This window comes from Mesorhizobium sp. M7A.F.Ca.MR.148.00.0.0 (assembly GCF_003997735.1).
Lineage (GTDB): Bacteria > Pseudomonadota > Alphaproteobacteria > Rhizobiales > Rhizobiaceae > Mesorhizobium.
In genome coordinates, this window is the sequence record NZ_RZTB01000041.1 from 16,038 (window position 1) to 32,123 (window position 16,086).

At 63.1% G+C, this 16,086-nt stretch carries 14 protein-coding genes; 8 read left to right on the forward strand and 6 right to left on the reverse strand.

From position 1 onward, the window contains the following. Positions 1-21: 21 nt before the first annotated feature. Positions 22-942 carry a rhodanese-related sulfurtransferase gene (locus EOB49_RS17060; protein ID WP_127381651.1) on the reverse strand — a complete coding sequence of 307 codons (921 nt, stop codon included), beginning with the start codon at positions 940-942 and terminating at the stop codon, positions 22-24. A 311-nt stretch (positions 943-1,253) separates the two neighbouring features. Between EOB49_RS17060 and EOB49_RS17065 the strand changes: the two genes are divergently transcribed. Then, complete coding sequence (locus EOB49_RS17065; RefSeq protein WP_127320189.1) at positions 1,254-1,892, forward strand: 2-dehydro-3-deoxy-phosphogluconate aldolase; 639 nt, start codon at positions 1,254-1,256, stop codon at positions 1,890-1,892. A 73-nt stretch (positions 1,893-1,965) separates the two neighbouring features. On the opposite strand, the gene EOB49_RS17070 is transcribed toward EOB49_RS17065, so the two are convergent. The 3 genes from EOB49_RS17070 to EOB49_RS17080 all read right to left on the reverse strand — a co-directional run bounded on the left by EOB49_RS17070 (position 1,966) and on the right by EOB49_RS17080 (position 6,099). Further along, a complete protein-coding gene (locus EOB49_RS17070; protein WP_127381652.1) occupies positions 1,966-2,157 on the reverse strand; it encodes a hypothetical protein in 192 nt (63 codons plus the stop codon). A gap of 165 nt (positions 2,158-2,322) precedes the next feature. Further along, positions 2,323-4,164: a DUF882 domain-containing protein gene (locus EOB49_RS17075; RefSeq protein ID WP_127381653.1), complete on the reverse strand. Its 1,842-nt coding sequence runs from the start codon at positions 4,162-4,164 to the stop codon at positions 2,323-2,325. A 399-nt stretch (positions 4,165-4,563) separates the two neighbouring features. Continuing rightward, positions 4,564-6,099: a sigma-54 dependent transcriptional regulator gene (locus tag EOB49_RS17080; protein WP_127322720.1), complete on the reverse strand. Its 1,536-nt coding sequence runs from the start codon at positions 6,097-6,099 to the stop codon at positions 4,564-4,566. 177 nt (positions 6,100-6,276) lie between these two features. On the opposite strand from EOB49_RS17080, the gene EOB49_RS17085 reads away from it, so the two are divergent. From EOB49_RS17085 to EOB49_RS17105, 5 genes are all read left to right on the forward strand, one after another. Then, positions 6,277-8,109: a M3 family oligoendopeptidase gene (locus EOB49_RS17085; protein WP_127381665.1), complete on the forward strand. Its 1,833-nt coding sequence runs from the start codon at positions 6,277-6,279 to the stop codon at positions 8,107-8,109. A 361-nt stretch (positions 8,110-8,470) separates the two neighbouring features. After that, positions 8,471-9,268 carry a proton-conducting membrane transporter gene (locus EOB49_RS17090; RefSeq protein WP_127381654.1) on the forward strand — a complete coding sequence of 266 codons (798 nt, stop codon included), beginning with the start codon at positions 8,471-8,473 and terminating at the stop codon, positions 9,266-9,268. A gap of 181 nt (positions 9,269-9,449) precedes the next feature. Further along, positions 9,450-10,595 carry an aminodeoxychorismate synthase component I gene (locus tag EOB49_RS17095; protein ID WP_127326647.1) on the forward strand — a complete coding sequence of 382 codons (1,146 nt, stop codon included), beginning with the start codon at positions 9,450-9,452 and terminating at the stop codon, positions 10,593-10,595. Then, positions 10,544-11,206, forward strand: a complete 663-nt coding sequence (locus EOB49_RS17100; RefSeq protein WP_127381655.1) for an aminotransferase class IV family protein — start codon at positions 10,544-10,546, stop codon at positions 11,204-11,206. Before EOB49_RS17095 ends, EOB49_RS17100 begins: the two co-directional genes overlap by 52 nt. A gap of 12 nt (positions 11,207-11,218) precedes the next feature. Then, positions 11,219-12,160, forward strand: a complete 942-nt coding sequence (locus EOB49_RS17105; RefSeq protein WP_127381656.1) for a DUF3445 domain-containing protein — start codon at positions 11,219-11,221, stop codon at positions 12,158-12,160. Here EOB49_RS17105 and EOB49_RS17110 read toward each other — a convergent pair. After that, the gene (locus EOB49_RS17110) at positions 12,157-12,600 is read right to left on the reverse strand and encodes a hypothetical protein (RefSeq protein ID WP_127268297.1); all 444 of its coding nucleotides are present in this window, start codon (positions 12,598-12,600) and stop codon (positions 12,157-12,159) included. The two genes, EOB49_RS17105 and EOB49_RS17110, sit on opposite strands and share 4 nt — an antisense overlap. A gap of 128 nt (positions 12,601-12,728) precedes the next feature. Further along, complete coding sequence (locus tag EOB49_RS17115) at positions 12,729-12,950, reverse strand: hypothetical protein (RefSeq protein ID WP_127381657.1); 222 nt, start codon at positions 12,948-12,950, stop codon at positions 12,729-12,731. 315 nt (positions 12,951-13,265) lie between these two features. On the opposite strand from EOB49_RS17115, the gene EOB49_RS17120 reads away from it, so the two are divergent. Beyond that, entirely contained in the window at positions 13,266-14,297 is a 1,032-nt protein-coding gene (locus EOB49_RS17120) for a substrate-binding domain-containing protein (protein ID WP_164761990.1), read from the forward strand. A 232-nt stretch (positions 14,298-14,529) separates the two neighbouring features. Then, the gene (locus EOB49_RS17125; RefSeq protein ID WP_127381658.1) at positions 14,530-15,975 is read left to right on the forward strand and encodes a homospermidine synthase; all 1,446 of its coding nucleotides are present in this window, start codon (positions 14,530-14,532) and stop codon (positions 15,973-15,975) included. Positions 15,976-16,086: the final 111 nt, after the last annotated feature.

The window sequence follows — 16,086 nt, forward strand, 5'->3', positions numbered from 1 at the left end:
TGCAGCAGCTCGATGCCTGGATCAGGAGCCGATATGCGGCTCTCTGCCCCGCGCCTGCGCAAGCTCGACCTGGCGCTGGCGCTCGGCATAACGCTGGCGGTCCTCGTCCGAACGCGCATCGAGACAATGCGGGCAGGAAATACCGGCGGCGAATTTGGGCGACGTCAGATCGCCCGGTGCCAGCGGGTGGCGGCAGGCTCGGCACAGTTCCGCTTCGCCCTCGGCGAGGCCGTGCGACACCGAAACGCGCTCGTCGAAGACGAAGCACTCGCCTTGCCAAAGGCTCTGTTCGGCCGGAACCTCTTCGAGGTATTTGAGGATGCCGCCCTTGAGATGGAAGACATCCTCGAGGCCGAGCGATTTGACATAGGCGGTTGCCTTCTCGCAGCGAATACCGCCGGTGCAGAACATCGCCACCTTGCGGCCTTCGAGCTCCGCCCGGTGCGCCTCCACCCAGGCCGGGAACTCGCGAAAGCTTGCGGTGGCCGGGTCGATCGCACCCCTGAATGTGCCGATCGACACCTCGTAGGCGTTGCGCGTGTCGATGATGACAGTGCCGGGCTGCGAAATCAGCGCGTTCCAGTCGGCCGGCGCGACATAGGTGCCGGCACTTTTCGAAGGATCGATGTCATCGACACCCATGGTGACGATCTCGCGCTTCAGCCGCACCTTCATGCGGTGGAACGGCATGTCCGCGGCTTCGCTGTACTTGACCTCGAGGCCCGCCAGCCCTTCGATGGCTTCGAGATACAAGATCAGTTCGGCAATTGCCGTCTCGCTGCCGGCGACGGTACCGTTGATGCCTTCATGCGCCAGCAGCAGCGTGCCCTTGATGCCGCGCCCGCAGCAGAAGGCGGCGAGCGGCGCGCGCAGTTCTTCGAAAGCGTCGAGCCGGGCAAACCGGTAGAGTGCTGCGACGCGAAGGGGTGGAAGTGATGTCATTGCCGAAGCCACTAGACGCTCGAGCAAGCCGATTCAAGGCAAAGCAGGCATGCTGTTCGGCTGGCCACTGGCGCAAATCTGCACCATGGGCGAATTTGTACCATAGCTGAGGTCAGGGAGTCAAGAAAAAATTCCTATCCTGAAAAGCTATCGGCACAAAAGCTGCCGACACCGCCGGGCTGGCAGCCGCTTTTGTTAAGCTAAGCCTGGCGAGCCTGGGCGACGCGTGACATCGCGACACGGCCGGTTTCGTGGACAGGAAAACGGCCTTCTGCTAATCGGTTGAATTGTCCCATGCCACGGAGAGACACATGCCCAGCAAGACCGAAAAACTCCTGTCGCTCCTCAACGGCCAGCCGGTCATCCCGGTGCTGAAGATCTCTGATATCGCCAATGCCGTGCCGCTGGCGCGCGCGCTGGCGCGTGGCGGCCTGCCGGCAATCGAGATCACGCTGAGGACCGCTGATGCGCTGGAAGCGATCCGGCGGGTCGCTGGTGAAGTCGAGGACGCCATCGTCGGCGCCGGCACCATCCTCGATGCGGGCCAGTTCGAAGAGGCCGCCAGCGCAGGCTCTCGGTTCATCGTCAGCCCCGGCATCACCCGCGAGCTTCTGTCGGCAGCCGCCGGCAGCGATGTTCCGCTGCTGCCCGGCGCCATCACGCCCGGCGAGATCATGGCCGCACGGGAAGCCGGCTTGCGCTTCCTGAAATTCTTCCCGGCCGAGCAGTCGGGCGGCATCGCTTCGCTGAAGGCTTTCGCCTCGCCGCTCGCCGATGTGAAATTCTGCCCGACCGGCGGCATCTCGGCCAAGAACGCGGCCGACTATCTCAGCCTGCCCAACGTGGTCTGCGTCGGCGGCTCCTGGGTGGCGCCCGACGACCTCGTCAAGGCCGGCAAGTGGGACGAGATCGAAGCCCTGGCGCGCGCGGCGAGCAAGCTTGCGAAATAAGGCCTCGGCCACGGGATGAAGAAACCCGGCCGACTCGCGTCGACCGGGTTTGCCAAATCGGCTCCGAACCGGATCAGCTACAGACCCGAACCTTTTCAACCACCCTGTGGTGATGCTTCCAGCTTGTGACCACCTTGGTCCGGCAGTGCTTCTTCATGTGCATATGGTCATGAGTCTTGACGACAACGGTCTCGGCCTGCGTAGGGGCGATGGCCGCCGAAGCGGTTGCCAATGCGATGACCGATGCCAATAGGATGTTCTTCATGGATCTCCCCGGGTTTGAACGAACCTGTATTAACCCGGGGAATAGGCCGACCGTTCCGGCTTCACGAGAAGTTCAGCCGCGCGTGACCGTGCGGGCTGGCCCGGTTCGCTGAACAGCACAAAGCCGCGCTGGTTGCCCGGCGCGGCTTTGTCGATCGATTGGTCGTCATTTGGTCTGGAAGCGGGCTACCGACATGAACTTGACGGCGTTGCCGGTGAAGCGATTGGCATCGGCCAGCTGGCTGCTCGGCTGGAAGCCGGCCGTGTAGACCTCGCTCGGCGGCGTGTGCACGATGCTGTAGGCGTAGCCCGGCGCCGTCGTCGCGCTTGAAACGGTGGCGACATGCTCGCCGCTGGTCAATGCCCAGCGGGCAGCCTGCGGTGCGGCTGCAACCACCATGGCCTTGGGGCCTGGCTTCAGGTCGCGGGCGGTGGCTCTCGATTCCTTGCGGGTCGTCTTGACGCCGGCGCCGATCGCGGCGGCCGGATCGGAACCGACTGGGCGGGCAACGACAGCATCGCGCGGCGATGCGGCGTTGGTGTCCGGATCGTTGAACGCCGAACGCGGCTCGGATCCCGACAGGGAAGCAAGCTGGTAATCGGCCGCACCGACCTGCGCATTGGCCTCGTCGAGCACGGCCTTGACCGCATCCGGCTTGACCGCATCCGGCTGGGCCATCTCGGGCCGCGCCGTCGGCAGCACCGAGAACGCATCGGTCGCCGTCTTGCTTTGATCAGCCGTCTCGGCCAGCGCCATCAGCACATCCTTGCTGGGCGGCGCAGCCAGAGCGGCCGGCAGCGAATTGTCGGGACGCCATGTCGGCAACGGTATGTTGTTGACCGCGACCTGGGCCGGATTAGCCGAAGCCGTTGCATCGGCCACGCCGAAAGGAACGCCCGCCGGCGCATGCGCGGTCGCCACGGCCTGCTCGGTGGTGGCTGTCGCCTCCGCCATCGCAAAAGGAACGTTCTCAGGCTGCTGAGCGCCGACATCGGCTTTCGGCCGCGGTGCGAAATCCGGCAGCGGAACGCTTCGGGCCGGCAATGCGGCGATGATCGTCTCCGGCGTGTCCTCTTCCGGCTCCGGGGCCTGCTGCTCGGCCACCTGCGGAATCTCGGCGCGCCGCGCATTCTCCGGCGCCACGATGGCAATGCCCGGGAGGTTGCTGGTCTTGGCTGCCGCTGCCGGCTTCAGGTTTCTCGCTTTGGGCGGAGGGGCGGCCGAAGCGGTCTGAACATCGGCGCTGTCGTCGGCCTCGTCGTCGCCGCCGCCACCGAAGAAAGCCGACAGGAAGCCACCTGATTTCTTGCCGCTGCCGCCAGCACTGGCCATTTCGATCGCCGGCGAGCCTGAACCCTTGCGCGCCTTGTAGGAGGCGAGCGCTTGCTCAAAGCCGGGCAGCGGCCTGCCGTCGCTCGGCACATGCAGCGTCTTGCCGTTGGGGAACAGGCTGACCAGTTCCTGCCGGCTGATACCGGGCCAATGGCGCACATTGCCGACATCCATGTGGACGAACGGCGAACCGGATGACGGATAGTAGCCGACGCCGCCGCCCTGCATCTTGAGACCGATGTTGCGCAGCTTCTTCAGCGGCACGCCGGGGATGTAGAAATCCATCGCCTTGCCGAGCATGTGCTGGCTCTTCTCGGCGACGCCCCTGCTGCGGCCGCGCAGCATCGAGTTGGTCGACGGCGAGCGATAGCCGCAGATGACCTGGATGTAGTCCGTGGCGCCAGCTTCCCGATACGCTTCCCAGACCAGATCCAGCAGGCGCGGATCCATCTTGGTCGGCTCGTTGCGACGCCAGTCGCGCAAAATGATGTTGATCTTCCTGAGACCCTCGGGAACGTAGCGGCCGTTGCGCTTGTAGACGATCTCGGCCTTCTCGTGGGTGTGGAGATGATAAAGCTTCAGCGACCGTGTTTCGGCGCTAGCTCCGCTCGCAGCCGCGGCAACAAAACCAAAAGCGACAACCAACACTGCCAGCCACTTCGGCCAGACGCTCAAATGATGGTGCCGCCTGTTTGTGTGTCGTTCGATTCTGTTCAAATCAAAAGGCCTTGCAGGCTGCCGTTTGTCCCCGGATTTGTCCAAACGGATGTGGCATTAGCACACCCGAATATCGATCCTAATGGTTAATCATCGCTTATTGAAGCCGAAATGCGGTAACAGCGTGGCGATATCCCGTCAAAAATTGTTCACAAGGTTTCTTGGTAAACCGCTGGTTTAGATCAGATTTCCGCCTTCGGCCCGAACACGATCTGTTACCGTTGGCCTTAATGCGTGAACAGAGCTGTCCATGACACAGCCACAATGCCGCCGTCGATACAAGGCCTGCTGTGGCATTGCAAGCTGGCGTCGGCCTTTGTGGCAAGCAGGATTCCGAAGCTCAGCCCGGCATCGCCCTTAGGAGGCGAGCCGGTCTACGCGGCCCGTCTCCGGATCGATGCCGTGTTCCTTGAGCTTGCGATAGAGCGTCGAGCGACCGATCCCGAGTCGGCGGGCGACTTCGCTCATCTGTCCGTTGTAGTGATCGATGGCAAGCTTGATCATCTCGAGTTCGACATCGGCCAGTGCCCGCACATTGCCGCGCTCGTCGAGCGCCCGCAACGTGCCGAAGCGAGGCTGCAGCCTTGCCGGCGGATCGAACGCGATTGCTGGGCCGCCCTCGCCGGGCAAGGCTTCGTCATCGCGCTCCTGCAAAGACTGCGAGGGCGCCGGCGCATCGCCGTCCATATCCAGGTTGACGGTGCCTTCCACTTGCGCCCGTATCTGCGGGAAGTCCTCGGCGGAAAGCACATCGCCTTCGCAAAGCACCGAGGCCCGGAAGACGGCATTTTCGAGCTGCCGGATGTTTCCAGGCCAGTCATAGGCTTGCAGCACGGCGAGCGCTGCCGCCGAAATACCCTGCAGGCGACGGTGCGGGTCGGCCGGCGCCACCTTCTCCATGAAATGGGTGACCAGATAGGGGATGTCGTCGCGGCGGTCGCGCAGCGGCGGCACGAAGATCGGGTAGACGTTCAGCCGATAGAACAGATCCTCGCGGAACTTGCCGTCCTTGACCTGCTGCAGGAGGTTGCGGTGCGTCGCCGAAATCAGCCTGATGTCGACCCTCACGGTCGATCGTCCGCCGACCGGATCGACCTCGCCGTCCTGGACCGCGCGCAACAGCTTGACCTGCACGTCGAGCGGCAGGTCGCCGATCTCGTCGAGGAACAGTGTGCCCGAATGCGCTTCGACGAACTTGCCCGTGTGCTTGTCGGTGGCGCCGGTGAACGAGCCCTTCTCATGGCCGAACAGGATCGATTCGACCAGATTGTCGGGGATGGCGCCGCAATTGACGGTGACGAAGGGTTTCGAGCGGCGGTCGCCACTGCCCTGGATGGCGCGCGCCACCAGTTCCTTGCCGACGCCGGACTCGCCCTCGATCAGGATCGGGATGTTGGATGCCGCCGCTTTCTGGCCAAGACGGATCACCCTGTCCATGGCCGGGCTGTGCGTAATCATGTCCTTGAAGGTCAGGAGGCCGCCGCGCCGGCGCGACGTGCGCTTGACCTCGCCCTCGACGGCCTCGACCTTGAGCGCATTGCCGATCGACGCCTGCAGCCTGTCGGGAGACGCCGGCTTGACGACGAAATCGAAGGCGCCATGACGCATCGCCGAAACCACGGTCTCGATGCCGCCCTGCGCGGTCTGCACGATGGCCGGCACGTGGATATCGCGCTCGCGCATCGCCTTCAGCACGCCGATACCGTCGAGACCGGGCATGACCAGATCGAGGATGACCACCGACACCTCGCGGGCGCCGGGTCCATCGAGGATATCGAGAGCGGCCGCGCCGCCGTCGACGACGATTGCGCTGTAGCCGAACCGCGTCACCGCCGCTTCGAGCAGCCGGCGTTGCACCGGATCGTCATCGACTATGAGTATGGAACCTGTCATGACTGATACGACTATGCCCGCCCGAGGAATCCTGCCCTGTGGACCATCTTGGCACAGGGTTCTAAATAAGGTTTCAAAAAACCCGGTGAATGAATTCCTTAGGATTTGACCGGCTTCTCGTTTCTCCTCGAACCTTGGCCACGGAAGGTGTCGGCAATGCATAAGGATTCTGGCGACATGGTCTCTGCTCGGCGGCTTGCGGCGCCGGCGTCCGGTCAGGGCGCGGCCGAGCTGGGCGACCTGCCGGAATGGAACCTTGCCGACCTCTATGCCGGCATGGACGCGCCAGAACTGAAGCGCGACATCGCCAAGGCCGCCGCTGATGCGGTCAGCTTCGAAAGCCGCTGGAAAGGCACGCTGGCCGCCGAGGCCGAGCGCGGCAGCGCCGGCAGGCTGGGCGAGGCGCTCGTCGCCTACGAAGCGCTGGAGGAACTGATCGGCCGCATCGTCTCCTATGCGGGTCTGGTTTATGCCGGAAACACCGCTGATCCCCAGCGCGCCAAGCTCTATGGTGACGTCCAGGAGAAGATGACCGACGCCAGCGCGCACCTTCTGTTCTTCGCGCTCGAACTCAACCTGATCGACGATGCGTCGATCGAAGGCGCGCTCGCCGGCGATCCCGCCTTCGGTCACTACCGGCCATGGGTGCTCGATCTGCGCAAGGACAAGCCCTACCAGCTTGAGGACCGCGTCGAGCAGCTCTTCCACGAAAAGTCGATCACCGTGCGCGGCGCCTGGAACCGCCTGTTCGACGAGACGATGACCGACCTTCGCTTCGACATCGACGGCGAGGAACTGACGCTGGAGCCGGCGCTGAACCGTTTGCAGGACGCCGACGGCGAGGTGCGCCGCCGGGCGTCCGAGGCGCTGGCCACGACCTTCCGCAAAAATTTGCGCACCTTCACGCTGATCACCAACACGCTGGCCAAGGACAAGGAGATATCCGACCGCTGGCGCGGCTTCGAGGACATCGCCGATTCACGCCATCTCGCCAACCGCGTCGAGCGCAGCGTGGTGGACGCCCTGGCTTCCGCCGTTCGCGATGCCTATCCGCGCCTGTCGCACCGCTATTACGCGATGAAGGCACGCTGGCTGGGCATGGAGGTGATGAACCACTGGGACCGCAACGCGCCGTTGCCGGATACGCCCCAGGCGATCATTGGCTGGGACGAGGCCAGGAACACCGTGCTGTCCGCCTATCAGCGCTTTTCGCCCGACATGGCCGAGATCGCGCGAACCTTCTTCGACCGCAATTGGATCGACGCGCCGGTGCGGCCCGGCAAGTCGCCTGGCGCCTTCGCGCATCCGACCGTGCCGTCGGCGCATCCCTATGTCCTGCTCAACTACATGGGCAAGCCGCGCGATGTGATGACGCTGGCGCACGAGCTTGGCCATGGGGTGCATCAGGTGCTGGCCGGCGGCCAGGGCGCACTGATGGCCTCGACGCCGCTGACGCTGGCCGAGACGGCATCGGTCTTCGGCGAGATGCTGACCTTCCGCTCGCTGCTCGACCAGACCACCGACCGGCGCGAGCGCAAGGCCATGCTCGCCCAGAAGGTCGAGGACATGATCAACACGGTCGTGCGCCAGATCGCCTTCTATGAATTCGAGCGCAAGGTGCATGCCGAACGCAAGAACGGCGAACTGACCTCCGACAGGCTCGGTCAGTTCTGGCTCGAAGTGCAGGCCGAAAGTCTGGGTCCCGCGATCAAGCTGCGCGAAGGCTACGAGGTGTTCTGGACCTACATCCCGCACTTCATCCATTCGCCCTTCTATGTCTATGCCTATGCTTTCGGTGACTGCCTAGTGAACTCGCTCTACGCGGTCTACCAGAACGCCGAGCGCGGCTTTCAGGACAAGTATTTCGAAATGCTGCGCGCCGGCGGTACCAAACATCATTCCGAGCTTCTGGCGCCCTTCGGGCTCGACGCCACCGATCCCGCCTTCTGGCAGATCGGACTTGGCGTCATCAGCGGCCTGATCGACGAGCTGGAAGCGCTCGACGCTTGAAACGCGTCCCTCAGGCATCGCTCTAACAGTTTAGCCGGAATGCATGTTGGGACAGCTCTACTATCACCCTAAATATCTGTTCTTGAAGTACTCTCCACCGAAGTTTTCCGATAGCTTTCCACAAGCTCTATGATAGCCTTCGCTCCAAGCTCAGCCGGAGCGCATGCGGATCGGCGAGGAGAAATCTCAGCCGGCCGTGTCGCTCAGGCGAACGCGACAACGGCCGTTGGCCATGGGCAAGCAAAGCCGATCGCCGCAGCTCGAACCGAAGCCGGCTGTTCTGCTTACCGCGGAACCACCAAGAGTAGTCCTTCGCCGAAGGTCATGACCCACGGCAGACGGATCTGACTGGAGAGAGACAATGGGCACTTTTTTCTACGTGGTCCTGGCGTTCCTGATAGGCGTGTTGGTCGGCTGGTTCCTGTGGGGGCGCCTGCGCGGTGAACTCGACAGCTTGCGCGGCGACCTAGACCGTACACGCAGCGAACGCGACAGGCTGCGCACCGACGGCGACCGCCTGACCGGCGAACTCGATGCATGCGGCAAGACCCGCGCCGACCTCGAGCGCCGGCTGCGTGAAGCGTCGGCCGCACCTGCCGCCGGAAGCAGCGCGGCAAAGCCGGCAAGCCAGGCGCCGGCGGCCCTGATGTCGGCCCCCGCGACAGCCAAATCCGCCGCCACAAAGCCGGCGCCGGCCAAACCGGCCGCTGCGAAAGCGGTCCCTGGCAAGGCGGTCCCTGCCAAGCCGGCGGCGAAACCCGCCGCCACCAAAACCTCGGCTCCAGCCAAATCCGCAACGAGCAAACCTGCAACAGCCAAGTCTGCAACAACCAAGTCTGCAACAGCCAAGTCTGCAACAACCAAGTCTGCAACAGCCAAGCCAGCAGCCGGCCCAGCATCTGGAAAGCCCGACAATCTGCGCCGGCTGATCGGTATCGGTCCGGTCAACGAGAAGCTGCTCAAGGCGCAAGGCGTCACCAGCTTCGCGCAGATCGCGTCCTGGACCGCGGCCGATATCAAACGGATCGAGGACGTCATGAATTTCGACGGCCGTATCGCGCGCGAACGCTGGATCGAGCAGGCCAAGCTGATCGCAGCCGGCAACGAGAAGGAATTCGCCAAGCAGTTTCCAACAGCCGGAACCTCCAGCAACAGCTGATCGCCAGGCGAGACCTGAAGATTGCAAGCGGCGGCGCCATATCGGCGTCGCCGTTTGCTCTTGGTTCCTGAGTTGGCCCAAAGGTCGGCTTTAAGAGGCAGCGTGCCGTTCCCTCGATTGCGCGCGGGCGGCACCCCATATAGAGCGGTTGATGCTTCATTGACCGCAGCATTCGGTGCCCATGTCCCTGCCCGCCGCAATTTTTCGCAATGACAAAAGCGCGCGCCAGCTCGTTTTCGACCGGCCGGCCGATATCATCGTGGCGCACGAAGCAGAGGATTTCGAACCGGCTCTGGAAGCAGCACAAGCCGCGCATGATGCAGGCAAATGGCTTGCCGGCTATTTCTCGTATGAGGCGGGCTACCTGCTCGAACCCAAGCTCGTTCCCCTGCTGCCGAATGGACGCCGGGCACCACTCGTGTGCCTTGGGGTTTTCGATGCCCCGGTCGAAGAGGCGGTGCCGCCGCGCGACACCACGGCGACCAACGGCCCGATCTTCGACGCCCGTGCGACGTGGTCGCCGGAGGATTATGAAAAACGCTTCTCGCGGCTGCACCAGCACATCCGGCAAGGTGATTGCTACCAGGGCAATCTGACCTTTCCCGTGCATGCGCAATGGTCAGGCGAGCCGCTGGCCGCCTTCGATGCATTGACGGAACGTCAGCCGGTGAAATATGGCGCGCTGATCGCGCTCGGTGAACCCATCGTGCTGTCGCGCTCGCCTGAACTGTTCTTCGAGATCGACGCCGAGGGCATGATCGAGACGCATCCGATGAAGGGCACGGCGCCGCGCGGCGCCACCAAAGCCGAGGACGAACGGCAGAAGATCTTCCTGCGCAATGACGAGAAGAACCAGGCCGAAAACCGGATGATCGTCGATCTCCTTCGCAACGATATCTCGCTGATCAGCGAGGTCGGTACGCTGGACGTGCCGGCGCTGTTCCGCATCGAGACCTACCCGACCGTGCATCAGATGGTAAGCGACGTCAGGGCCAAACTGCTGCCGGGTCTCTCTATCCGCCAGATTTTCGCGGCGCTGTTTCCTTGCGGTTCGATCACCGGCGCGCCTAAGATCCGTGCCATGGAGATCCTGCGCGATCTGGAAGGCACGCCCCGCGATGCCTATTGCGGCGCCATAGGCTGGATCGCGCCCGGCGGCCCGATGCGCTTTTCCGTGGCGATCCGCACCATCTCGCTCTTTTCGGGCGGCGAGGCCGTCTACAATGTCGGAGGCGGCGTCGTCTTCGATTCGACGGCGCAGGAGGAGTATCAGGAGTGTCTGCTGAAAGCGCGCTTCGCGACGGGAACACCGCCGACTTTCAGTTGATCGAGACCATGCGCTGGGAACCCGGCCCGGGCTTCCTGCGCTTCGATCGCCATCTTGCGCGCCTCTATGGCTCGGCGGCGGAGCTCGGCTTCCGCTGCGATCCAGGCAAGGTCGGCGAGGCGCTGAGCAGCGCGGTCAGCGGTTCCGGCGTTGCCATGCGCACGCGGCTCGTCCTGTCGCACGATGGTGAGGTGGCGGCCTCGGCGCAGCCTTATGAACCTCTCGCCGCCGACAAGGTCTGGATGCTGCGGCTGGCGCGGACGAGGCTCGATTCGCACGACACGCTGCTGCGCCACAAGACCAGCCGACGGCAGCTCTACACGCGTGCCCGCGCCGAACACCTCATCACCCAGGCCGACGAGGTGCTTATGGCCAACGAGCGCGGCGAGATCTGTGAAGGCACGATCACCAATGTCTTTGCCGATCTCGGCGACGGCGTGTTGGCCACGCCCCGGCTCGACTGCGGCCTGCTGCCTGGTGTATTGCGCGCGCAGCTTCTGGATGAAGGCCGCGCCCGCGAAGCGATCTACAGCTTGGACGATCTGAAATCCGCCAGGACCCTGTTCGTCGGCAATTCGCTACGCGGACTGATCCCCGCAAGACTGACCTGAAACAGGACGACTGTGCCCACTCACACACCCCCAGAGCATACGCTCCCCACCCACACGCCCTATGACGGCTCGTCGAAACTGTTCAGTATCGGGCTGAAGCCGCTCGATCCGGCGGACTGGATCGAGATCGACGGCCATCTGCTGCCGTATCTCGCCGAGAAGCACCGGCTCTATGCCGAAATCCCAGAGCGAGTTTTCGTCGAGGAGGACGGCACGCGCGATGCCCAGCAGGAAGTGCTCGACTTGCTCGCTGCGCATCTCCTGGAGAGGTTCCCCGAAACCCATCGGCTCGGCGGATCAAGCGTCGAGGTGGCGGGCGCGGCGAACCGACTGCCTGCTTCCCTTGCCGATGCGCCGCTGGCCAAGGCCTCACAGCTCGTCCAGGAAGACCTCATCCTGATGCGCCGTGGCGACAGCGGCTGGCGGCTGGTTGCCGGCTCGCTCTGCTTTCCCTCGTCCTGGTCGCTCCTGGAAAAATTCGGCAAGCCGCTGCAGGACATCCACGCGCCGGTGCCGGGTTTCGGCCCAGGCACGCGTCCGGCGGAACTCATCAACCGGATGTTCGATGGCCTCCAGGGGCAGGCGGTCGAGCGCTACAACTGGTCGATCCAGTCCGACAACGCGCTCTATCATCCGCTCTCCGACCTGCAGCGCATCGACCGCGCCACCAACCGGCCGTCGCGCTTTCCCGATGGCGACATCGACGCCCATGCCTTCATCCGCGTCGAGCGGCAGACCCTGCGCAAACTGCCTGTTTCACGCAATATCCTGTTCACCATCCGCATCCATCTCGATCCGCTCGCCGTGCTGGCCCGGCACCCGGATCGGGCGAAGCTCGCGGCGTCTTTCGCCGCCCAACTCGAAGCGCTCGATCTCGCCCAGCTCGACTATAAGGGCCTGACATCAGACCGCGATCGGCTGGTCGACCGGCTCGGGGTGCTGGCGCTGTCCTAAATCGCGGCCAAGCCCAGCAGCAGGATCGCGGACATCGCGGTAAAGACGGTGACGTTGACATCCCACCGCCAACCCGCCGGTCCGAACGGCGGTCGGAATGGCAGGTAGCCGTTCTCGTCGTAGAGCACGCCGCCATAGATCGGTCGTGAGAGCATGGCCACGAAGAACGCTCCATACATGGCCACGCCCAATCCCCCGGCGAGATAGAGCCGCTCGGCTTGGAGTGGCCCTCCAATCCAGATAAGCCCCAGCGCAATCAGCGCGACTCCGGTGTAGCTCAGCACCTGCCAAACGACGTGAAACCGGGCGTGCGGAGTCCACAGCGGATTGGTGGCGTGGGTGGCGTTGAGGTCGGCTTTGATCGTCACCACACCGTAGCCCACGGTCGCGACGCTCAGCAGAATTCGGGCAAGCAGATGACTGTCGTAAGCGAGTTCCATCGCACTTTCCTCCTTCAATAGGGAAATCGATGACGGCAATTCAGCAGATCGTAATCCGAAGTACTTCAACTAGGAAACAGCAGTATGCCGGTCGATGCCGCACTTTGCCGGGCCCCGACGCGGGAGCGTCACGCAGGCGCAACGGCTTGAATGACGCCTTGGGCACAGAAGAGCTGCCCGTCGGCCAGCCGCGCATAATTGTGGACGATCCCTTTCTCATGATCCTGCAACTGCACGATGAAGTTGCCGCTCTGCTCCGTCCAGCTCATGAGCACGAGGTTCGGGCGTACGCTGGTCATGTCGATCTTGACCACCTCGTCAATTTTGGTGGCTCCGATCGACGCATGCACATGTAGTTCTTCCGGCGAGAAAAACGTCAGCCGGGTACGAACGGGCCGAAAACGCAGTCGAAAGTCTTACCGACAAGCGAGGCGGGAAAAACATTGGTTTCTGCCATAACACCCTCCCTGGGCGTGGCCGTTGGGACCAAGCCATTGACGAACTTCGAGGTTTCAGTCGCGAAAATGCCAGATACGCCTACTTGGAGCGCTCCAAGTGATACGATCCGCCCTTTCCAGTTTTGAGTCAACAAAATTCTTGGAGCGCTCCAAAAAATGGTCTAACTGAAGGGAAATGGGTGAATCGCAATGCCAACGCTAGCCGACGTGGGCAAGGCTGCCGGTGTCTCCCGGGGCACTGTTTCCAACGTCTTCAACCGGCCGGAACTGGTCAGGCCTGAGTTGCGCCAACGTGTCGAAGCGGCCGCGCGAGCGCTCGGGTTTGGCGGCCCCGATCCAAAGGGACGATTGCTGCGGGATGGCAAGTTCAATGCCATCGGGTTCATGCCACCTGGCGCCTACGCCATCGCCGAGGTGATGAGAAGTCCCTATGGCCGCGAGCTGGTGCTGGGCGTTTCGCTCGCCTGCGACGAGGCCGGAACGACGCTCAGCCTTGTAAACGGCACCGATAATACCCGCTTCGCCAGCATCCGCGAGGCCCTCGTTGACGGCTTCATCCTTGGTCACAGCGGGGACATCGGTCTCATAACATCGGCACAACGGCGGCGCCTGCCCTTCGTCATTCTCGAAAGCGACGCAGGTCCCGACATCAATTCGATAAAGATCGACGGCAGGAGGGGCGCGGTCGCTGCCGTCCGGCATCTGACTGGGCTGGGACACCGACATTTTGCCATCCTGTCTATACGGAGAACTCCAGGCCCTCCCATCGTGCACATGCCCGGACAGGCAAAGCGCCCGCTTCTTGCCGGCTTCTCACTCGATGACGAAAGGCTTGACGGTTTCAAACAGGGCTTGGCGGAGGCGAACCTGTCGATCGACGATGTCCCGATTATCGAGACGACGCCCGGCGATCCATCTGCTGGAGCGGTGGTGTTCGACAGTGTGCCTGAAGCAACCGCGATCCTGACCATGTCGGATTGGCAGGCGATCACAATACTCGACGAGGCGGTTTGTCGCGGCATAGAGGTGCCGGGCCACGTGTCGGTCATTGGCTTCGATGGCACTGCTGAATCCGCGCGCACCACACCTCCGCTGACGACTGTCGCGCAAGACGTGATCGGAAAAGGCAGGCTCGCCGCCCGCATGGTTCTTGACAACCAACCGCCCCGCCAAGTCGTTCTGCCCGTGGAGTTGGTGGTTCGGGCGTCCACAGCTGCGCCGAGGGCAAAAATCCGTTGAACGGACGGGGCACGTCGCTTGCGCTTGGCAAATGAGCTAACTTTGGTTCGGGTAGAGCCATTCATCCACGGTTTCAGCCTTAACCACGTAGCCAACGCAGCTAGCCGCTGGTTGGCGCTTTTCGCTGGTTTGTGACAATGATCTGTGATGTAGCGCATGGCCGCCGGGCAAAAAATCCCCGGCTTGCGCATGTTTTCCCAGTTTCCTGGGTTTTGAAGGAGTGCTCGATAAAATGGCGAATGAAAACTGGCCCGTTTACGGTGAGATCAGCGGCCCAATCGTGATGATCGGCTTCGGCTCGATCGGCCGGGGAACGCTGCCACTGATCGAACGCCATTTCCAGTTCGACAAGTCGCGCATGACGGTCATCGACCCGCGCGACACCGACCGCAAGCTGCTCGACGAGCGCGGCATCGCCTTCGTCCAGGAAGCGGTGACCGAGAAGAACTACAAGAAGCTCTTGACCCCGCTTCTGACCAATGGCGGCGGCCAGGGCTTTTGCATCAACCTGTCGGTCGATACCGGCTCGGTGGATCTGATGCGGCTCTGCCGCAAGCTCGGTGTTCTCTACATCGACACCGTCGTCGAGCCGTGGCTCGGCTTCTATTTCGACACCAAGGCGGACAACGCCAGCCGCACCAATTACGCGTTGCGCGAGTCGCTGCTCAAGGAAAAGCACGACAAGCCCGGCGGCGCCACGGCGGTCTCCACCTGCGGCGCCAATCCAGGCATGGTCTCGTGGTTCGTCAAGCAGGCGTTGGTCAATCTCGCCACCGATCTTGGCCTGGAGTTCTCGGAGCCCGCGCAGGACGACCGCGAGGGCTGGGCCAAGCTGATGAAGAAGGCCGGCGTCAAGGGCATCCACATCGCCGAACGCGACACCCAGCGCGCCAAGAAGCCGAAACCGATGGATGTGTTCTGGAACACCTGGTCGGTCGAAGGCTTCATCTCCGAGGGCCTGCAGCCCGCGGAACTTGGCTGGGGCACACACGAGACATGGATGCCGAAGAACGCCAAGAAGCACAAGCACGGCTCGAAGGCAGCCATCTATCTGGAGCAGCCTGGCGCCAACACGCGCGTGCGCTCGTGGTGTCCGACTCCCGGCGCGCAATACGGCCTGCTGGTGACGCATAATGAGGCGATCTCGATCGCCGATTTCTTCACCGTGCGTTCGAAGAAGGGCAAGGTCCAGTACCGCCCGACCTGCCACTATGCCTACCATCCCTGCAACGACGCGATGCTGTCGCTCGACGAGATGTTCGGCGCCGCCGGCAAGCCTCAGCCGGTGCATCATGTGCTCGACGAGAACGAGTTGATCGACGGCGTCGACGAACTCGGTGTGCTGCTCTACGGCCACGACAAGAATGCCTACTGGTACGGCTCGCAGCTGTCACTCGCCGAGGCGCGCAAGCTGGCGCCCTATCAGAACGCCACCGGCATGCAGGTCACCTCGGCGGTGCTCTCGGGCATGGTCTGGGCGCTGGAGAACCCCGAGGCCGGCATCGTCGAAGCCGACGAGATGGACTACAGGCGGTGCCTGGAAGTGCAGTCCCAGTACCTCGGACCGGTCAAGGGCTACTACACCGACTGGACGCCGCTCGATAACCGTCCCGGCCTGTTCCCGGATGACCTCGACCGGAACGACCCGTGGCAGTTCCGCAACATCCTTGTGCGATAGCAGCACCGCCTACCTGCCTCACCGCCTTGCAATCGCCCGGAAATCGGGCGATTGAAGGGATGCGGACCACAACGACACGCATTCATCTGGACGCATGTCGCTCTGGAAACT